The 18,842-nt window shown below is 72.2% G+C and carries 15 protein-coding genes; 10 read left to right on the top strand and 5 right to left on the bottom strand.

Annotated features, from left to right (window positions below):
* The first annotated feature begins 67 nt into the window (after window positions 1-67).
* Entirely contained in the window at window positions 68-1,876 is a 1,809-nt protein-coding gene (locus ABZ865_RS16300; protein ID WP_361230166.1) for a prolyl oligopeptidase family serine peptidase, read from the top strand.
* A 59-nt stretch (window positions 1,877-1,935) separates the two neighbouring features.
* On the opposite strand, the gene ABZ865_RS16295 is transcribed toward ABZ865_RS16300, so the two are convergent.
* A complete protein-coding gene (locus ABZ865_RS16295) occupies window positions 1,936-3,756 on the bottom strand; it encodes an NAD-binding protein (protein ID WP_361231179.1) in 1,821 nt (606 codons plus the stop codon).
* A 211-nt stretch (window positions 3,757-3,967) separates the two neighbouring features.
* Between ABZ865_RS16295 and ABZ865_RS16290 the strand changes: the two genes are divergently transcribed.
* Together ABZ865_RS16290 and ABZ865_RS16285 are read left to right on the top strand one after the other, a co-directional pair.
* On the top strand, window positions 3,968-4,990 hold the full coding sequence (locus ABZ865_RS16290; RefSeq protein ID WP_361230163.1) for a permease: 1,023 nt from the start codon (window positions 3,968-3,970) through the stop codon (window positions 4,988-4,990).
* Window positions 4,987-5,742, top strand: coding sequence for a TIGR03943 family protein (locus ABZ865_RS16285; RefSeq protein ID WP_361230160.1), 756 nt, complete (start codon window positions 4,987-4,989; stop codon window positions 5,740-5,742). Before ABZ865_RS16290 ends, ABZ865_RS16285 begins: the two co-directional genes overlap by 4 nt.
* Before the next feature lie 12 nt (window positions 5,743-5,754).
* On the opposite strand, the gene ABZ865_RS16280 is transcribed toward ABZ865_RS16285, so the two are convergent.
* Window positions 5,755-6,594, bottom strand: coding sequence for a hypothetical protein (locus tag ABZ865_RS16280; RefSeq protein ID WP_361230158.1), 840 nt, complete (start codon window positions 6,592-6,594; stop codon window positions 5,755-5,757).
* A 261-nt stretch (window positions 6,595-6,855) separates the two neighbouring features.
* Between ABZ865_RS16280 and ABZ865_RS16275 the strand changes: the two genes are divergently transcribed.
* The 3 genes from ABZ865_RS16275 (at window position 6,856) to ABZ865_RS16265 (ending at window position 9,294) form a co-directional block, all read left to right on the top strand.
* Entirely contained in the window at window positions 6,856-7,332 is a 477-nt protein-coding gene (locus ABZ865_RS16275; protein WP_361230155.1) for a carboxymuconolactone decarboxylase family protein, read from the top strand.
* 118 nt (window positions 7,333-7,450) lie between these two features.
* Window positions 7,451-8,494: a permease gene (locus ABZ865_RS16270; protein ID WP_361230152.1), complete on the top strand. Its 1,044-nt coding sequence runs from the start codon at window positions 7,451-7,453 to the stop codon at window positions 8,492-8,494.
* Window positions 8,491-9,294, top strand: a complete 804-nt coding sequence (locus ABZ865_RS16265; protein ID WP_361230150.1) for a TIGR03943 family protein — start codon at window positions 8,491-8,493, stop codon at window positions 9,292-9,294. Before ABZ865_RS16270 ends, ABZ865_RS16265 begins: the two co-directional genes overlap by 4 nt.
* Before the next feature lie 59 nt (window positions 9,295-9,353).
* On the opposite strand, the gene ABZ865_RS16260 is transcribed toward ABZ865_RS16265, so the two are convergent.
* Together ABZ865_RS16260 and ABZ865_RS16255 are read right to left on the bottom strand one after the other, a co-directional pair.
* Window positions 9,354-10,301, bottom strand: coding sequence for a hypothetical protein (locus tag ABZ865_RS16260; RefSeq protein WP_361230147.1), 948 nt, complete (start codon window positions 10,299-10,301; stop codon window positions 9,354-9,356).
* A 95-nt stretch (window positions 10,302-10,396) separates the two neighbouring features.
* Complete coding sequence (locus ABZ865_RS16255) at window positions 10,397-10,879, bottom strand: hypothetical protein (RefSeq protein WP_361230144.1); 483 nt, start codon at window positions 10,877-10,879, stop codon at window positions 10,397-10,399.
* Between the two features lie 493 nt (window positions 10,880-11,372).
* On the opposite strand from ABZ865_RS16255, the gene ABZ865_RS16250 reads away from it, so the two are divergent.
* Entirely contained in the window at window positions 11,373-12,899 is a 1,527-nt protein-coding gene (locus tag ABZ865_RS16250) for a hypothetical protein (RefSeq protein WP_361230141.1), read from the top strand.
* Here ABZ865_RS16250 and ABZ865_RS16245 read toward each other — a convergent pair.
* Window positions 12,812-14,389 carry a Na+/H+ antiporter gene (locus ABZ865_RS16245; RefSeq protein WP_361230139.1) on the bottom strand — a complete coding sequence of 526 codons (1,578 nt, stop codon included), beginning with the start codon at window positions 14,387-14,389 and terminating at the stop codon, window positions 12,812-12,814. The two genes, ABZ865_RS16250 and ABZ865_RS16245, sit on opposite strands and share 88 nt — an antisense overlap.
* 519 nt (window positions 14,390-14,908) lie before the next feature.
* Between ABZ865_RS16245 and kdpF the strand changes: the two genes are divergently transcribed.
* The 3 genes from kdpF to kdpB are packed head-to-tail and all read left to right on the top strand — an operon-like array spanning window position 14,909 to window position 18,841.
* A complete protein-coding gene (gene kdpF, locus ABZ865_RS16240) occupies window positions 14,909-15,016 on the top strand; it encodes a K(+)-transporting ATPase subunit F (protein ID WP_361230136.1) in 108 nt (35 codons plus the stop codon).
* Between the two features lie 7 nt (window positions 15,017-15,023).
* On the top strand, window positions 15,024-16,700 hold the full coding sequence (gene kdpA / locus ABZ865_RS16235) for a potassium-transporting ATPase subunit KdpA (RefSeq protein WP_361230133.1): 1,677 nt from the start codon (window positions 15,024-15,026) through the stop codon (window positions 16,698-16,700).
* On the top strand, window positions 16,700-18,841 hold the full coding sequence (gene kdpB / locus ABZ865_RS16230; RefSeq protein ID WP_361230130.1) for a potassium-transporting ATPase subunit KdpB: 2,142 nt from the start codon (window positions 16,700-16,702) through the stop codon (window positions 18,839-18,841). Before kdpA ends, kdpB begins: the two co-directional genes overlap by 1 nt.
* Window position 18,842: the final 1 nt, after the last annotated feature.

Below are 18,842 nucleotides of genomic sequence, written 5' to 3'. Positions count from 1 at the left end.
CAGGCTGGGCACAGCGGCCAGCGAATTGTGGGTGCGGCCAGGCACTATAGGGGTCATGACTGGGGCGATGAGTGAGAGCAGGACGCCGGACACACCGGACATGCCGGACTGGGAGAAGCGCTTCCGGGCGCCGCGGGTGTCGCTGCCCGACTGGGCGGAGGACGCGCCGGACCGCTCCCTGTTCGTGTCGAACGCGACGGGCACGTACGAGCTGTACGCGTGGGACCGGGCGAGCGGCGCGCAGCGGCAGGCGACGGACCGGCCCAACGGCACCACGGACGGCATGCTCTCCCCGGACGGGGCGTGGATCTGGTGGTTCGACGACAAGGACGGCGACGAGTTCGGCGTCTGGCGCCGCCAGCCCTTCGGCGGCGGCCCGGACGAGCCGGCCGTCCCCGGCCTCGACCCCTCCTACCCGGCCGGTCTGGCCCTGGCCCGGGACGGCCGCACCGCGGTCGTCGGCCGCTCCACGGACGAGGAGGGTACGACCATCCACCTGGCCCGCGAGGGCGAGGCCCCGGTGGAGATCTACCGGCACCGTGAGTCCGCCGGCGTCGGCGACCTCTCCTACGACGGCTCGCTGATCGCGATCGAGCACACCGAGCACGGCGACGCCATGCACGCGGCCCTGCGCGTGCTGCGCCCGGACGGCACGACGGTCGCCGAGCTGGACGACACCAAGGACGGCACCGAGGAACTCGGCCTGGAGGTCCTGGGCTTCGCCCCCGTCGCCGGCGACACCCGTCTGCTCATCGGCCACCAGCGCCGTGGCCGCTGGGAGCCGCTGGTGTGGGACGTGGCGACCGGCGAGGAGACGGACCTGTCCCTGGACCTGCCCGGTGACGTCGGCGCCGAGTGGTTCCCGGACGGCAGCGCCCTGCTCGTCTCCCACAGCCAGGAGGCCCGCAGCGAACTGTTCCGCTACGACCTGGCGAGCCGCGAGCTGACCCGCGTCCCCACCCCGCCCGGCACGGTGTCCGGGGCGACGGCCCGCCCCGACGGCAGCGTGGAGTACCTGTGGTCGTCGGCCGCCGAGCCGCCGGCGGTCCGCTCGACGGCGGGCGGCGTGGTCCTGGACCCGCCCGGCATGAAGTGCCCGCCGTCGGTGTCCGTGGAGGACGTCTGGGTGGAGGGCCCCGGCGGCCGCATCCACGCCCTGATCCAGAAGCCGGCCGGTGCCGAGGGCCCCCTCCCCACGGTCTTCGACCTGCACGGCGGCCCGACCTGGCACGACAGCGACTCCTTCGCCGCGGGCCCCGCCGCCTGGATCGACCACGGCTACGCGGTGGTCCGCGTCAACTACCGCGGCTCCACGGGATACGGCCGCGCCTGGACGGACGCACTGAAGCACCGGGTGGGCCTGATCGAGCTGGAGGACGTGGCGGCCGTCCGTGAATGGGCGGTCACCTCGGGCCTCGCCGACCCCGCCCGCCTGATCCTCACCGGCGGCTCCTGGGGCGGCTACCTCACCCTTCTCGGCCTCGGCACCCAGCCCGACGCGTGGACGGTGGGCATCGCGGTCGTGCCGGTCGCGGACTACGTCACCGCGTACCACGACGAGATGGAGTCCCTGAAGGCCATGGACCGCACCCTGCTGGGCGGCACCCCCGAGGAGGTCCCCGACCGCTTCGAGGCCTCCTCCCCGCTGACCTACGTCGACCAGGTCAAGGCCCCCGTCTACATCTCCGCCGGCGTCAACGACCCCCGCTGCCCCATCCGCCAGATCGACAACTACGTCAAGCGCCTGGAGGCCCGCGGCGCCGCCCACGAGGTCTACCGCTACGACGCCGGCCACGGCTCCCTGGTCGTCGACGAACGCATCAAGCAACTCCGCCTGGAACTGGACTTCGCGGCCAGACATCTGCCGCGTCCGTAGCGCCGGCACATCCGCCCGGCGGGACTCCTCGGCTTGCCGAGCCGGGGTTTGCCGCCGGGTCAGCCCAGTTCGGCCAGGCCTCGGCGGGTTGCGGCGACGACGACCCGGTCGCCCTTTCGCAGCACGTGGTCACTGGTGGCATCAGCCCGTCCCTCCAGTGCCAGCACCCGGAACGCCCCGGCCCGGAAAGCGTCCCCGACGGTCCGCCCCTCCAGCTCGGGGTGCCCGGCCACCTCCACCGAGGCGAACAGCAACACCCCCCGCTCCACAGGGACCGCGCCCAGCACTCGCCGCCCCAGCATCGCCCCGGCGAACGCGGGCGCGGCCATGTGGGACACGCTCCGGCTCCGGGTCGTGGCCTGGGGGTGCGCGGCGCGCAGGGTGCGGTACACCGCGGTCGCGAAGTCGTCGTCGTACAGCCGTAGCACCACCCGCAGATCCGGCCGTACGGTGCGCGCGTACAGCACGGCCTCCAGGTTCGTCGTGTCCGCGCTGGTCACCGCGAGCAGCGCATGCGCCCGGTGGATCTTCGCGGCCTCCAGCACCCCCTCCTGGGTGACGTCCCCGAACACCACCGGCACCCGCAGCCGGCGCGCGGTCGCGAGCCCCCGCGCCTCCGGGTCGGACTCCACGCACACCACCGGAATGTGCAGCTCCCGCAGCCGGGTCAGCACCCGCGTGCCGATCTTCCCGAGCCCCAGCAGCACCACATGCCCGCCCAGCCCGCGCGGCGGCTTCCGCAGTGTGGAGGCCGTGCGGAACGTACCCAGCGCCTCCAGCACGGCCGCCAGCAGAACCGGCAGCAGCAGCAACCCCATGAGCCCCGACAGCAGTTGCAGGATCTGCCGCCCGAGCGACGCCCCGATCGCCGGATCGTCGATCGCGAACATGTCCAGCAGCGTCAGATAGAAGGCCCTCAGCGGATGAATGCCGGTGACCGCCCACAGCGCGACCGCGAGCGCGACCACACACCCCACGAGCCCGGCCAGCGACCACCGCAGCCGCCGCGAGAACAGCGAGGCGAGCGACGGCACACCGCCCACCCCGCGCGCGGCGGCCGAGGACGCGGCGCCGGCGTCGGAGACCTGCTCCAGGACGACGGCGGGCCGGCCCCGGGCCGCGCGCACCTCCTCGTCGTCCGGCAGCAGTTGGGGACCGTCGCCCTCGACCGCGGGGAGCAGGGCCAGGGTGCACAGCCCCGGATCGGTGATGTGACCGCCCGGGGGCGGGATCCGTTCCACGGCCCGCAGTAACAGCCCCTCGGTCTGGACGACCTTGCTGGTGCCGGCGACGGCGGTCGCGGCGAGCGCGGGCGCGGCGGTGTCGGCGTCGGACAGGACGGTCGTGGAGGCCTCCAGGGCGTCACCGTCGCCGTCCCCGGCCGCCAACGCGGCGGCCTGGTCGAGGAGTTCCTCGATGTGCTGGCCCAACCGCCGGTTGTAGAGCCGCAGGACGAGCCGGAGGCGAGGGTTGAGGCGGCGGGCGGTCAGCGCGGCGCGGATGTTGGTCTCGTCGTCGTCGTACACGAGCGCGAGCGCGGCGGCCCGCTCCACGCCGGCTTCGGCGAGCACGGCCTCGGTGGGTTCGGTGGCCTGCAACACCCGTTCGCCGTCGCCTCGTTGGGTGCTTCCGGTTCCCGTGCCGCTCCCGTTGGCGCCGTTCGCGGCCGGTGCGGTGCCGGCGTTGCCCCCGGTCCGTCCGACCGTGGCGTTGACCATCCGGTCGAACAGCGTCGCCGAGGCGGACCGGGCCCGGCCGACCACCGGGGGCCGGACGGTGCCCTCGTGCGGCGGTACGACGAGGACGACCTGCTCGCCGTAGACGCCGCGCAACTCGGCCGTCAGCCGGTGCGCGAGCCCGTCGTCGCCGCACACCACCATGTGCGACGTGTCACTGGGTCCACCCTGGTACGGAACGCTCGCCACGAGGGAAAAGACTGCCCCAAGGAGACGGGTGGTTCCAGCAGCCAAGTGAACAGCCGTGCGCGGCAGCGCGTATGAGAGGGGAGCAGCACCCGGCCGACGCATTCGGCCGGAGCACCCCCCAGCCGGAGCACCTCAGCCTGAGCACCCCAGCCGAAGGTTTCCATCCGTGGCCATCACCGAAGACGCCCCGCCCGGCGCCAAGTCCCCAGACATGCCCGGCGATTCCCCCGGCCGGGAGGCCCGGCGGCTCAGTTCGCCGCTCCTGCTGACCCTGATCCTCCTGCTGGCCGTGCTCGCCCAGTCCCCGATCCGCGGGGCCCTCGGCACCCCGGTGATGCAGAGCTGGATGACGGTGTTCGTGGCGGTGACGGTCCAGGCGCTGCCCTTCCTCGTCCTGGGGGTCCTCCTCTCCGCGGCGATCGCGGTCTTCGTACCCCCCTCCTTCTTCGCCCGCGCCCTCCCGCGCCGCCCCGCGCTCGCCGTACCGGTGGCCGGAGTCGCGGGCGCGGTGCTGCCGGGCTGCGAGTGCGCCTCCGTGCCGGTGGCGGGCGCGCTGGTGCGCCGGGGCGTGACCCCGGCCGCGGCCTTCGCCTTCCTCCTCTCCGCCCCCGCGATCAACCCGATCGTGCTGACCGCGACGGCGGTCGCCTTCCCCCGTGACCCCGAGATGGTCCTGGCCCGGTTCCTCGCGAGCCTGCTCGTGGCCTGCGCGATGGGCTGGCTGTGGCAGCGGCTGGGCCGTACGGACTGGCTGCGCCCGCCGGCCCACGCGGCGCACGAAGGCGCGACCAAGGGGGAGGCCTTCTGGGACTCGGTCCGTCACGACACCATGCACGCGGGCGGTTTCCTGGTGCTGGGCGCGATGGCCGCGGCCACGCTGAAGGCGGTGGCCCCGGCGGCGTGGCTGCGCACGGCGGCCGACAACCCGGTGTTCTCCGTCCTCGCCCTCGCCGTACTGGCCGTGGTCCTGTCCATCTGCTCGGAGGCGGACGCGTTCGTGGCGGCGTCGCTGACCCAGTTCTCGTTGACGGCCAGGCTGGTGTTCCTGGTGGTGGGCCCGATGATCGACCTCAAGCTCTTCGCGATGCAGGCGGGCACCTTCGGCCGTGGCTTCGCGCTCCGCTTCGCCCCCGCGACCCTCGCCCTCGCCGTCGCGGGCGGCGTCCTGACCGGGGCGGTGCTGCTGTGAACCGGCAGGCCCAGGCGGCGGTCATGTTCCTGCTCGGCGCGGCCCTGCTGCACGCGGGCGCCACCGACCTGTACCTGCGCTATGTCAAGGCGGGCCTCCAGCCCCTGCTGCTGGCCTCGGGCGTGGTCCTCATGGCGGCGGCACTGGCGACGGCCTGGTACGAGCGCGGGCGGGCGAAAGCGGCGAAGCCCTCGGACTCCGGTCACTCACCCCTCGGTCACGCACACCCCGGCCACGCGCACCACCCCGAGCCCCGGATCTCCTGGCTGCTGGTGCTGCCCCTGCTCGCCCTCATCCTCGTCGCGCCGCCGGCGCTCGGCTCGTACAGCGCCGTGCGGACGGGGACCGCGCTGCAACAGCCGTACGGCTACGGCAGGTTGCCCGCCGGTGACCCGGTCCCGCTGAGCGTGGTCGACTACGCCTCCCGCGCGGCCTACGGCCATGGCCGCGCGCTGCACGGCCGTACCGTCCGCGTCACCGGCTTCCTCGCCCTGGACCGCGGCGGCGCCCCGTACCTGGTGCGGATGGCCCTCAACTGCTGCGCTGCGGACGCCCAGCCGGTCAAGATCGCCCTGACCGGCGAGCTGCCCCCGGTCCTGCGGCCGGACGCCTGGCTGGAGGTGACCGGCACCTACACACCCGAGCTGACCCACGACCCGGTGAACGACGGCCCGATCCCGTACCTGAGGGTCACCTCGGCGAGGCCGGTCCCGGTCCCGCACGATCCCTACGACGAGACCTGGAACAACTGAACCGCCAGGCCGTCAGCCCAGGCAGAGCACGACCAGGCACAGCTGGGACGGCGAGGTTGCCGCCGGGGAGGGGCTGGTCTGTGGCGTGCCGGAGGTGCCCGTGGTGTCCGTCCCGCCGTTCGGCGCGGGCTGAGGGGCGGACGCCGGCGGCTGCGCCGCCGTGCCGGTGCCGCCGGTGCTCGTACCGTCGGAGACGGGAGTGGTGGTCCGGTGTGGTGCGGCCGCCGTCTGCGCGGGCACGGGGGCGGCAGCGGCGTCCGGGTGCGTGTTCGGCACGGTGGTCCGGGGCGCGGCAGCGACGCTGTGGGCTGACTGCCGGTAGGCGGTGCTGCCGGCCGTCTGCCGCTGGGTGTGCCCGGGGCCGGAGGGGTGCGACGAGTGGTGGGTGCCGGGCGGAGTCGCGTCCGGGGTGGACTCGCCGGTGGTCTCCTCGCCCGCCGCGCCCATGCTGCGGTTGTCTGGCGCCGAGGCCGCCTGCGCGCGGTCGGTGGACTGCCGGTCCATCGAGGCCAGGGTGAGTCCGCCGCCGACGAGGGCGACGGCGGTGGCCACGGCGGCCCGGCGCTTGTTCTTCTTCCAGCGGGCCAGCTGCCGGCGCCGGGCGGCCCGGCCCCGCGGCGCGTCGAAGGAGGCGTCCGCGTCACCGGACGGGTGGAAGTCGGCGGTGCCGACCGGTTCGCTCGGTTCGGCCGATGCGGGCTCGTCGTGAAGATCGTCGCCGTACGACATGGCGGCGGCGCTCGTGGCGGTGTTCACGGCCGTGGAGGGGGCTATGTCCGGGGCGTAGGCGCCGCAGCCGGGACACACGAGGGCGCCGTTCAGATGCCGACGGCACGAGGAGCAGTAGTCCATTTGCGGTCTTCCTGAGTCGACGGCGCCTGCGGCCTCGGCACCGGGCCTGGCCACGTTCGCACGCGGGATCGAACGGCTCGCAACGCTAACGATCCTTTCGGAAGACTGTGTGCGGCACATGTGGCCCTCCTGCGCACATTCTCAGCGGATTCGTGAATGGCCGTGGCGCAGGTCACATGCGGCGCTGTCACATCCTCGCGATCCGCTCCGTCGTGACTGTGTAACCGCGAAGACGGCACGACAACGGCAAAGGAGCCCGACATGGAAGCCCGTCTCAACCTCTTCGCCAGCCCGCTCGCCGGCAAGGTCCTCAAGCACTTCAACGCGGCCGGCAAGGCGGTCGCCGACTCCTCGCTGCCGGCCGCGACGCAGCAACTGGTGCTGCTCCGCGCCAGCCAGATCAACGGCTGCGGTTTCTGCACCGACATGCACAGCAAGGACGCCGTCGCCGCCGGTGAGACCTGGCTGCGCCTCAACCTCGTCGCGGCCTGGCGGGAGGCCACGGTGTTCACCGACGCCGAGCGCGCCGCGCTGGAGCTGGCCGAGCAGGGCACCCGCATCGCGGACGCGGCCGGCGGCGTCAGCGACGAGGTCTGGGCGAACGCCGCCAAGCACTACGACGAGGAGCAGCTCGGCGCCCTGGTCGCCCTGATCGCCCTCATCAACGCCTACAACCGGGTGAACGTCATGGTCCGGCAGCCGGCCGGCCACTACGAGCCCGGCATGTTCGACCACTAGTTCAGGCCCTTCCGCCACTGGTTCCGAGCCCCCGTCATCCATTCGCGACGGCGTGTGCGCACGGCCCCGACTGCGTCCCTCGCATATCGTCGGCCAAACGCCAACATCCGGAGTGAAAATGGGAAAAACGGATGAAATGGTGGGCGTCGTCGAAGGGGTGGCGGTCGTATCCACATCCACCGGTACGCCGGTACGCCGTCACGCCCCCGTACGGCCGCTGGTCGCCGCGTTCGCGGTGGCGGCCGTCGGGGCGGCGGTGCCGCTCCTGGCCGGTACCGGGTGGCTCGACCACCCCGCCGTCCAGGCCTGGCGCACCGTCTGCCTGGCCATCACCGTCCAGGCACTGCCCTTCCTGCTGCTGGGCACGGTCCTGTCCGGCGCCATCAACGCCTTCGTGCCGGCCGACCTGTTCACCCGGGTGCTGCCGAGGCGCGCAGCCCTCGCCGTACCGGTGGCCGGGGTGGCGGGCGCGGTCCTGCCCGGATGCGAGTGCGCCTCGGTGCCGGTCGCGAACAGCCTCATCCGCCGGGGCGTGACCCCGGCCGCGGCCTTCGCCTTCCTCCTCTCCGCCCCCGCGATCAACCCCGTGGTGCTGACCGCCACGGCGGTCGCCTTCCCCGGCAACCCCGCGATGGTTGCCGCCCGGCTGCTCGCCTCGCTCGCCACCGCCGCGCTGATGGGCTGGCTGTGGCTCTGGCTCGGCAAGGAGGAGTGGCTGCGCCCGGCGGTACGGCACAACACCGGCCACCATCCGGGGCACAGCCGCTGGACGGAGTTCCGCCAGGGCTTCCAGCACGACTTCCTGCACGCCGGAGGCTTCCTCGTCCTCGGGGCCATGGCCGCGGCCACCTTCAACGTGACCGTGCCGCGCTCCGTCCTCGACGCGTTCTCCGGATCGCCCTGGCTGTCGGTGCTCTTCCTCGCCGCCCTCGCCGTACTGCTGGCGGTGTGCTCGGAGGCCGACGCGTTCGTCGCGGCCTCGCTCACCGGTTTCTCACCGACCGCGCGGCTGGCGTTCATGGTGGTCGGTCCCATGGTCGACCTGAAGCTGATCGCCCTTCAGGCGGGCACCTTCGGCCGCGCGTTCGCCCTCCGCTTCTCCACCGCGACCACGGTCGTGGCGGTGGCCGCGAGCGCCCTGATCGGAGGCGTACTGCTGTGAGACGCCCCGCCCAGACGGCCCTGCTCGCCCTCACCGGCATCGGCCTGCTGCACACGACCCTCTTCACGGACCTCTACCTGCGCTACGTCAAGGAGGGCCTGCGCCCGCTGCTGATCGCGTCGGGGTTTACGCTGGTGCTCCTGGGCGTGGCGAACGCGACCCTGGACAGACGCGCCGCCACCGCACATGCCGACAGCCATGCCCACGACCACTCCCACGACCACTCCCACGACCACTCCCACGGTCACGATCAGGAGCACGACCACTCCCACGGCCACGACCACTCCACCGCCCCCCGCGTCGCCTGGCTCCTCTGCCTCCCCGCGCTCAGCCTGCTCCTCTTCGCCCCACCGGCCCTGGGCGCCTACACGGCCGCGCACTCGGCCGCCAAGCCCGTCACGAGGCAGAGCCGCTTCGAACCGCTGCCCGCGACCTCCCCGCTGCCCATGACCCTCACGGGCTTCACGACCCGCGTCCAGCAGGACCGCACCTTGGCGATCAAGGGCCGTACGGTCCAGCTCACCGGCTTCGTCACCCCGATCGCCGGGAACGGCGGCTGGTACCTGACCCGGATCATCTTCACCTGCTGCGCGGCCGACTCCCAGACCGTCAAGATCCGCATGTACGGCACCGAGGCCCCGCCGACCGACACCTGGCTGTCCGTCACCGGCACCTGGCACCCCAAGGGCGCCCTCGGCACCCGGTCGGCGGAACCGGCCCTGGACGTCCGCGCGACCCGCCCGATCCCTCAGCCGGTCAACGCCTACACGGACGACCTGCCGCTGACACCGTCCCGGTAGCGCGCCGGGCCCGCCCACCGGAGTGGCGGACGGGCCCGGCGCTCCCCTGGCGGGGACGGTCAGCCGACGTTCAGGGTCAGGGCCGCGGTGTGCAGCGTGCCCGCCGTCTGGAACTGGAGGAACAGCCGCCAGTCGCCGGACCGGGGGAACTCGGCGTGGAAGGTCAGCGTCGGACCTCCGTGGTCGCCGTCGACCTCGGTCTCCGGGTGGAGATGGGCGAAGGCGAGGTCACCCTGGTGGAACGCGGTGAGGTGGGCGTAGGTCTCGAGGTAGGGCTGGAGGTCGGTGACCGGCTTGCCGTCCTTGGTGACGGTGGCGGTCATCTGATGGGCCATCCCGGCCATCGGGTCGCCCTTCACCGTGACGGTGTAGCCGTCGACCGTGGTCGTGGCGGACGCCTTGGGCAGCGGGGTGGCCGTTGCCGTACCGGGCACCTTCACGGTGCGGCTGAGGACGAGGTCCTTGCCCTTGCCCGATCCGCTGTCCGGGGTGAACGAGGTGTACAGCCGCCAGGCGCCCGGCTCCAGGGACTCCAGCGGCGCGGTCCAGGTGCCGTCGCCCGCCATGGTGGGGTGCAGGTGCTGGAAGCCGCTGAGATCGGAGCGGACGGCGTAGAAATGCATCCGCTTGGTCTGGTCGACGGCGAAGGCCGTGACCGGCTTGCCGTCCGGGCCGGTGATGGAGAAGCGGTAGTCGGTCGCCTTGCCGGCGGGGAGGGAGGCGGTGGCGGGGGTCAGCCGGTAGCCGTCCTGCGCGGCGGCCAGGCCGTTGCCGGCGGCGGCGCCGTCCATGCCGGGCATCCCCGCCATGGCGTCGTCCGACGTCGAGGGGGACGGCGTGGTGGTGCCGTGGTCCATGCCGGGCATGGTGGAGCCGTGGCCGGAGTGGCCGTGGGAGGCGGAGCCTGAGCCGGAGTCGGAGCCGCAGGCGGCCAGGGTGAGAGCGAGGGCAGCGGTGGCGACGGCAGCCGTCAGGGCATGCCGGGACGTCCGGGAACGCTGGGCCATGAATACGTCTTTCCAGGTGGGCGCCGTGAAGTGGCGCGGGTGAACGTGAGAGCCGGTGCCGGGCCGCGGCGCTGGGCGCGGGCCCGGTGGTCTCGTCACGTCCGCGCGACGCACACCTGGAGCAGCAGTTGACGCCCGCCCGGGGGCGGTCCCCGGCGGCGCGTGCCGTCGTAGATCCGTCGGACCCCCGGCAGCAGCACGGCCACCGGAAGAACGAGGGCGACCGCGGAGAGCGGCGGCATCGGCAACGCGGAGCGAGGCGTGGTGGCGACACACAGCGCACCCCGCATGGAGTGGGCCGTCGGCGCGGTTGCCTTGTCCGCCGCCTGAACCGCGTGGTCGGAGGCTCCCGCCATCGCCGAGTGGCCGGCGTCGTGGGCCGCCGTCCCGGCGGGCGCGGCGGGTTCGTGATGCGTCGCCGCCATGCCGGGCATCGCCCCGTGGCAGCCGGACTCGGCCGAGGCCGGGCCGCCGTGCATGAGGAACAGCCCGAGCAGCACCGCGACCAGCACGGCGAGCCGCGCCGGCTGACGGCGCCTGGCTCCGGCCGCGCCGTCGGCGGGCTGCGTGGCAATCACCGCTCCACTGTACGGGGGCGTACGACGTTCTGCGGGCCGGACCGTCAGGCCGACTCGGACCGCGCGGGGGCGAACCGCCCTCTCGGCACGGAATGTGCGGCACCCGTACCGGCCCCGGCGCGGTCCCTGTCAAAGTCCCGTCAAACAAGCCTGGCAAGGCGTCAGGAGCGCATCAACGTCCGCCATCCATGGCCGGATCCGGTCGCAGACTGATCGGCAACGGGGGCGGGTGACCGTCCGTGGCAGGACGTGGGGGGCGACCGTGGCGGTCTCCAAGCTGTCGGCTTCGTCCGAGCGGGGGAGATCCCGGCCGGAAGGTTCGACGCACGGGCCTCGGGCGGGCGGCGGCGGGCAGCCGCCACGGCGGGAGGGCACTCCGGCCGGAGGCCGTCCCGGCCCGCGGCTCAGAGAGGGGTCGCGGACGGGCGGTCCCGGCCGGGCCGCGCGCCGTCCACCTTCGCCGCGCCCGGGACGGCGCCTCCTGCGACGGCCGGTGGCCGCGCGGGCCGCTCTGCGCCGCCGCTTCTGGGCCTCCGTGCCCGCGCGGCTGCGTCTTCTGCGTGCGGCCACGGTCCTGCTCGCCGCGGCTCTGGCCGCGCTGCTGCTGGTCGCCGGGGTCTCCGCCCTGGGCACCTGGAGCAGCGTGGCCGACCGCGACGCGCCCCGCACCACCAGCGCGGCCGACCTCAATCTGGCCCTGAACGACATGGACGCCCAGGCCGCAAACATCCTGCTGGCCAATGGTGACGCGGGCCGGGGGCGGCTGGGGACGCCGTACGAGAAGGCCGTCGGCTTCTACGGCGACGCCCGCAAGGAGATCGGACACGATCTGCGCGCCCTCGCCGTCGCCGGGCAGGGCAGCCGGGCCGACGAGAAGACCGTGGAGTCGCTGACCGACGGCTTCGCCGAGTACCAGGAGCTGATCGGACGCGCCCTGGAGAACGACGGCCACCGCGGCGGCAAGTCCGCCGCCCTCGCCGACTACCGCCGTGCGACCGACCTGCTGCGTATCCGACTCCTGCCCGCCGCACGCACGTTGGTGTCCTCGAACGACGCGGCCTTCGACGCCGAGTACGACTCGGCCCGCTCCACCCTCTCCGCCCAGCTCGTCACCGTCCTCGCGCTCGGCGCGCTGCTGCTGTCCGTGCTCGGCGTCCTGCAGTGGTACCTGGCCCGCAGCTTCCGGCGCATCCTCAACCCCGGGGTGCTGGGGGCCACCGTCTGCGCGCTGGTCTCGGTGATCCTCGGTGCTCAGCTGCTGTCCGCCTCCGCCGACCGTCTGCGGGTGGCCCGGCACGACGCCTTCGACTCCGTCGTCGCCCTCTCCCGCGCCCGCGCCATCGCCTACGACGCCAATGCCGACGAGAGCCGCTACCTGCTCGACCCGCAGCGCCGCGGCCGGTACGAGGACGCGTTCCTCGCCAAGTCCCAGCAGCTGTACGGCCTGAAGGGCGCCACCCTGGCGACCTACGACACCGACCTCGTCACCACCTGGGGGACCTACCGCACCGACCCCCACGACCTGCGCTTCACCGGCGAGTTCCGCCGCGAGCTGGACAACGTCACCTTCCCCGGCGAGCGGGCCGCCGCGGAGCGGACGGTGGAGACCTACGCCGTGTACGAGCGCGACGACCGCTCGGTGCGCGCACTGCTCGAGTCCGGCAAGGAGCGGCAGGCCGTCGAGTTCTGCATGGGCTGGCGCCCGGGCACGTCCAACGCGCACTTCGGGGCGTGGATGGCCGCCCTGGACAAGGTGGCGGGCATCAACCGCGCCCACTTCACGTCCTCGGTACGGGACGGCCGCTCGGCGGTGACCGACCTCCTCCCGTGGGCGGCGGGCTCCTGGGCGCGGCGATGCTCCTGGCGGCGCTGGGCCTGCGACCGCGGCTGGCGGAGTACCGCTGAGGTGCGCGCATGCCGAGGCCCTGTGCGTCACGTGTCGGCGAGCCGCGCCTCCTCCAGGTCCAGCGAACGCTGCAGCCTGCGGCGGGTGGTGTCGCTGATGGTGTGGGCGTCGTAGAGGCGCTGGAGTTCGCCGGTCTCCACCGCTATCAGGTCGCGGCGCAGCTGGCGGTAGACCCGGTCGGCGGACTCGCTCGCCGTCAGGTCCGCGCCCTTGCTCTCGGCGAGACGGTCGCGGGCGTCGTCGAGGCGGGCGGTCAGGCCCCGGCGCAGCCGGTCCAGGACGACGTCGGGTACGACCTCCAGCTCCGCGAGCTCTTCCAGGCGGGCGAGGCCGGCGTGGGCGAGGTGGGAGCGGGCCTGGGCCTCTTCGCGGGCGGTGTGCGCGGGCTCCAGGGCGATGCCGGAGGCACGGACGACCGGCGCGAGGGTGAAGCCCTGCACGACGAGGGTGACGACCACGACCGAGGTGGTCAGGACCAGCACCAGCGGACGGTCGGTGAGCGGGGCGCCGTTCTTCGTGACCTCCGGGATGGACAGCGCGGCCGCCAGCGGCATCACGCCCCGGGTGCCCGCCCAGGTCAGCACCATCGGCACCCGCCAGTTCACCCGGCCGATCCCGCCCCTGCGCTGCACGAGCGCCGACAGGGGGGCGATCCACAGCATCCGTACGGCGACGAGGGTGACGGCGACGGCGAGGGCGTACAGGGGCCAGGCCCGGTCGCCGTCGGCCAGGGCCCGCACCTGGGCGGGCAGGGCCAGTCCGATCAGGCTGAAGACGACACTCTCCAGGAGGAAGACGACCGTGCCGTACACGGCGTGCAGCTGGAGTCTGATGCGGGCGTTGGTGAGCCGGTCGCCCCGGCCGCCCAGGACCACTCCGGCGATCACACAGGACGTCACTCCGGAGGTGTGCGCGACCTCCGCGAGCAGGTAGGCGGCGTACGGGGTGACCAGGGCGATCACCGTTTCCAGGACCGGGTCCTCGGTGCGCCGGCGAATCAGGGTGATGACTCCGGCGACGGCCGCCCCGATCACCGTGCCACCGCCCGCGAGCAGCAGGAACTCGCCGCCCGCCGCCCCCCAGTTCGCGGCGGCGGAGGCGATGGCGATGCCCGCCGCCACCCGGACCAGCACCAGGGAGGTCGCGTCGTTGAACAGGCTCTCCGCCTGTACGAGGACCTGCACCCGGGGCGGGAGGGCGAGCCGGCGGCCGAGCGCGGTCACGGCGACCGGGTCGGTGCTGGCCAGCACCGCGCCCAGCACGAACGCCATCTGCCACGACAGCGGGGTGAGCCACGCCGCCACCGCGGCCACCGCGGCGGCGGAGGCCAGCACCAGCCCTATGGCGAGGATCCCGACCGGTTTCCACACCGCCCGCAGCTCCCGCCAGGGCATGTCCTCGGCGCTCGCGTACAGCAGCGGCGGCAGCACGACCAGGCCGATGATCTCGGGGCTGATCTCGATCTGCGGGGTGCCCGGCAGCAGGGCCACGGCGAGACCGGCGACCACGAGCAAGGAGGGTGCGGGGATGCGCCACCGGCGCGCGAAGGTGGCCACCACCGTGGCGAGGACCACGAGGGCGAGAACCGTACCGACGCTGCGCATGCCGTCCCCCTGGGATTGCGGAAGCCACCCTGGCCTCCGGCCGACCAGACTTCCCGGCACACCTGTCCTCACCCTATCGGGCCAGGTCACGTCAAGACAGTGTCAAGGTCGCCGGGAGCGACGCCAAGGGCCTACCGGATGCTCGACGAGGGGCGGCGCCGCGCCGCTCGCGGGGCCGATGATCCTGCTGGCGCTGTCCGCGAACACCTCCTTCGGCGGTCTGCCGGTGCCGCTGAAGCTGCTCGCCCTCGCCCTCGTCTCGGCCGCGCTCCAGGCGTCACGGCGGGCTGCTCGCCGGTGTCCGTCAACGGTCGTAAGAGTCCCGTCAAAGGCGTAGAGGCCGCCGTATGAGAGCCGTCAACGAGCGACCGGATCCGGCCGGACAGGCGCTTTCCTCGTACACGTCCGTTTCAACCGAACCTCACTCCAGGAGTTCGCGATGGCCGATCTGGCCTTCGTCGTCACCGTGCTCGCGGGTTTCGCGCTGGTGGCTCTTGTCACCAAGGGGGTGACGAAGCTGTGACCGCCGAGGCTGCATTCAATTTTGAAATGGGCGTCGGCCTGGTCGTGGCCGTCGCCCTGCTGGGCTATCTCGTCCTCGCCCTGATCTTCCCGGAGAGGTTCTGAGAGCGACATGGGTCCCGTACTCGCAGGCGTCCTCCAGCTGCTCGCCCTGATAGGCGCGCTGGCGCTCGTCTACATCCCGGTCGGCACCTACATGGCCCGGGTCTACTCCTCCGACAAGCACCTGCGCGTCGAGAAGTGGATCTACCAGGGCATCGGTGCCAACCCCGACGCCGAGATGACCTGGCCCGCGTACCTGCGCGGTGTCCTCGCCTTCTCGGCGGTGAGCGTCCTCTTCCTCTACCTGCTCCAGCGGCTCCAGGGCGTGCTGCCCGGGTCGATGGGCTTCGACGCGGTCAACCCGGCGCAGTCGTTCAACACGGCCGTCTCCTTCGTGACCAACACGAACTGGCAGTCGTACTACGGCGAGCAGACCATGGGTCACGTCGTGCAGACCGCCGGTCTGGCCGTGCAGAACTTCGTCTCCGCCGCCGTCGGCATGGCTGTCGCCGTCGCCCTCGTGCGTGGCTTCGCGCGCTCTCGCACCGGTGAGCTGGGCAACTTCTGGTCCGACCTGGTGCGCGGCACGCTGCGCGTCCTGGTGCCGATCGCCGCGATCGCCGCGGTGATCCTGGTCGCCTGCGGCGCGATCCAGAACTTCTCCGGCATCCATGAGGTCGGTCAATTCTTTAATGGGCACAGCATGGGCGGGACCCAGCAGTGGAACGGCGGCGCGGTCGCCTCCCAGGAGGCCATCAAGGAGCTGGGCACCAACGGCGGCGGCTACTTCAACGCCAACTCCGCCCACCCCTTCGAGAACCCGACGCCCTTCACCAACCTCTTCGAGATCTTCCTGATCCTGGTGATCCCGTTCTCGCTGACCCGCACCTTCGGCGTGATGGTCGGGAACGTGAAGCAGGGCTACGCGATCCTCGCCACGATGTTCACCATCTGGCTGGGCTTCACCGCCCTGATGATGTGGACCGAGTTCGCCCACCACGGCCCGGCGCTCCAGGCGGCCGGCGGGGCGATGGAGGGCAAGGAGGTCCGCTTGGGCATCGGCGGTTCCTCGATCTTCGCGGTGTCGACCACGCTCACCTCGACCGGTGCGGTGGACTCCTTCCACTCCTCCTTCACCGGCCTCGGCGGCGGCATCACCATGCTCGGCATGATGCTGGGCGAGATCGCGCCCGGCGGTACCGGCTCCGGCCTCTACGGCATGCTGATCATGGCGGTCATCGCGGTGTTCATCGCCGGTCTGATGGTCGGCCGTACGCCCGAGTACCTGGGCAAGAAGATCGGCGGCCGCGAGATGAAGCTCGCAGCCTGCTACATCCTCGTCACCCCCGCCCTGGTCCTGGTCTTCACGGCCGCCTCCATGGCGCTGCCGACCCCGCCGAACTCGATGCTCAACTCGGGTGCGCACGGGTTCTCCGAGGTGCTGTACGCGTTCACGTCGGCGTCGAACAACAACGGCTCGGCCTTCGCCGGTCTGAACGCGAACACGGACTGGTTCAACACCATGACCGGGCTCGCGATGCTCCTCGGCCGCTTCCTGCCGATGGTGTTCGTGCTGGCGCTGGCCGGCTCGCTCGCCGAGCAGAAGCCCGTCCCGGTGACCGCGGGCACCCTGCGCACCGAGAAGCCGCTGTTCACCGGCCTGCTGGTGGGCGCGATCCTCATCATCACCGGCCTCACCTACTTCCCGGCCCTCGCGCTGGGTCCGCTGGCCGAAGGGTTGGCGTGATGACCACCGACACGCAGAAGACAGAGACACAGAAGCAGGACCCCATGTCCACTCCCACCCTTGCGCCCCACCAGGACGCGCCGACGGGTCACAAGGCCCCCGAGGGCCGTGTCGGAGCGGGCCTCTTCGATCCCAAGCAGCTGGTCACGTCCCTGCCGGAGGCGTTCCGCAAGCTCGACCCGCGGGTGATGATCAAGTCTCCCGTGATGTTCGTGGTGTGGATCGGCTCCGTGCTGACCACGGTGTTCTCCTTCAAGGACCCGGGCGACTGGTTCGGCTGGACCATCAGCGCCTGGCTGTGGCTGACCGTGATCTTCGCCAACCTCGCGGAGGCGGTCGCCGAGGGCCGCGGCAAGGCCCAGGCGGACACCCTGCGCAAGGCCAAGACCGACACGGTGGCCCGCAGGCTGCTCAAGGACGGCACCGAGGAGCAGGTCCCCGGCACCGCTCTGACGATCGGCGACCTGGTCGTCTGCGAGGCGGGCGACGTCATCCCGGGTGACGGTGACGTCATCGAGGGTGTCGCGTCCGTCGACGAGTCCGCGATCACCGGCGAGTCCGCCCCGGTCATCCGCGAGTCAGGCGGCGACCGGTCCGCGGTCACCGGCGGTACGAAGGTGCTCTCCGACCGGATCGTCATCAAGATCACGACGAAGCCGGGCGAGACCTTCATCGACCGGATGATCAACCTGGTCGAGGGCGCCGCGCGGCAGAAGACGCCGAACGAGATCGCCCTGAACATCCTGCTGGCGTCGCTGACGATCGTCTTCCTGCTGGCGGTGGCGACCCTGCCGCCGTTCGCGGACTACGCGGGCACGCACCTGACGATGGTCGTGCTGGTCGCCCTGCTGGTCTGCCTCATCCCGACCACCATCGGCGCCCTGCTCTCCGCGATCGGCATCGCCGGCATGGACCGGCTGGTGCAGCGCAACGTGCTGGCGATGTCGGGCCGGGCGGTCGAGGCCGCCGGTGACGTCTCCACGCTGCTGCTCGACAAGACCGGCACCATCACGCTCGGCAACCGCCAGGCCGCCGAGTTCGTGCCGGTGCGCGGGACGACGGAGGCCGAGCTCGCCGACGCCGCCCAGCTGTCGTCGCTGGCCGACGAGACCCCCGAGGGCCGCTCCATCGTCGTCCTGGCGAAGGAGAAGTACGGGCTGCGCGAACGCCACCAGGGCGAGCTGGCGCACGCCGAGTGGATCGAGTTCACCGCCCAGACCCGTATGTCGGGTGTGGACGTGGACGGCCGCAGGATCCGCAAGGGCGCCACGGCCTCGGTCATCGCCTGGGTCGAGGAGCGGGGCGGCACGGTCGCCAAGGACGCGGACACCGTCGCGAACCGTATTTCCGAGGCCGGCGGCACCCCGCTGCTGGTCGCGATCGAGGACGAGCAGGGCGCCCGCGTCCTGGGCGTCATCCATCTGAAGGACGTCGTCAAGGACGGTATGCGGGAGCGGTTCGAGGAGCTGCGCCGCATGGGCATCAAGACGGTCATGATCACGGGTGACAACCCGCTGACCGCGAAGGCGATCGCCGAGGAGGCGGGCGTCGACGACTTCCTCGCGGAGGCCACCCCCGAGGACAAGATGGCCCTCATCAAGCGGGAGCAGGCCGGCGGCAAGCTCGTCGCGATGACCGGTGACGGTACGAACGACGCCCCCGCGCTGGCCCAGGCGGACGTCGGCGTGGCCATGAACACTGGCACGTCGGCCGCCAAGGAGGCCGGCAACATGGTCGACCTCGACTCCAACCCGACCAAGCTCATCGAGATCGTCGAGATCGGCAAGCAGCTGCTGATCACGCGCGGTGCGCTGACCACATTCTCCATCGCCAACGACGTCGCGAAGTACTTCGCGATCATCCCGGCGCTGTTCGCGGCGGTCTACCCGGGCCTGGACAAGCTGAACATCATGCAGCTGTCCTCGCCGGACTCCGCGATCCTGTCGGCCGTCATCTTCAACGCGCTGATCATCATCGCGCTGGTGCCGCTGTCCCTGAAGGGCGTGCAGTACAAGCCGGTCAGCGCCGACCGGATGCTCCGCCGCAACCTCGGGATCTACGGCATCGGCGGACTGATCGCGCCCTTCATCGGCATCAAGATCATCGACGTGATCATCTCCTTCATCCCCGGGATCGGCTGAT

Source organism: Streptomyces sp. NPDC047085, from assembly GCF_040643735.1.
Classification (GTDB): Bacteria; Actinomycetota; Actinomycetes; order Streptomycetales; family Streptomycetaceae; genus Streptomyces.
The sequence above is the reverse complement of the archived record's forward strand: the minus strand, read 5'-3'. Positions and strand labels throughout refer to the sequence as shown.

Bases quoted from the DNA above. Each gene is read 5' to 3' on its own strand.
- ABZ865_RS16300 (WP_361230166.1), top strand. From the start codon at position 68: ATGAGTGAGAGCAGGACGCCGGACACACCGGACATGCCGGACTGGGAG.
- ABZ865_RS16295 (WP_361231179.1), bottom strand. From the start codon at position 3,756: ATGGTGGTGTGCGGCGACGACGGGCTCGCGCACCGGCTGACGGCCGAG.
- ABZ865_RS16280 (WP_361230158.1), bottom strand. From the start codon at position 6,594: ATGGACTACTGCTCCTCGTGCCGTCGGCATCTGAACGGCGCCCTCGTG.
- ABZ865_RS16275 (WP_361230155.1), top strand. From the start codon at position 6,856: ATGGAAGCCCGTCTCAACCTCTTCGCCAGCCCGCTCGCCGGCAAGGTC.
- ABZ865_RS16270 (WP_361230152.1), top strand. From the start codon at position 7,451: ATGGGAAAAACGGATGAAATGGTGGGCGTCGTCGAAGGGGTGGCGGTC.
- ABZ865_RS16260 (WP_361230147.1), bottom strand. From the start codon at position 10,301: ATGGCCCAGCGTTCCCGGACGTCCCGGCATGCCCTGACGGCTGCCGTC.
- ABZ865_RS16245 (WP_361230139.1), bottom strand. From the start codon at position 14,389: ATGCGCAGCGTCGGTACGGTTCTCGCCCTCGTGGTCCTCGCCACGGTG.
- kdpA (WP_361230133.1), top strand. From the start codon at position 15,024: ATGGGTCCCGTACTCGCAGGCGTCCTCCAGCTGCTCGCCCTGATAGGC.
- kdpB (WP_361230130.1), top strand. From the start codon at position 16,700: ATGACCACCGACACGCAGAAGACAGAGACACAGAAGCAGGACCCCATG.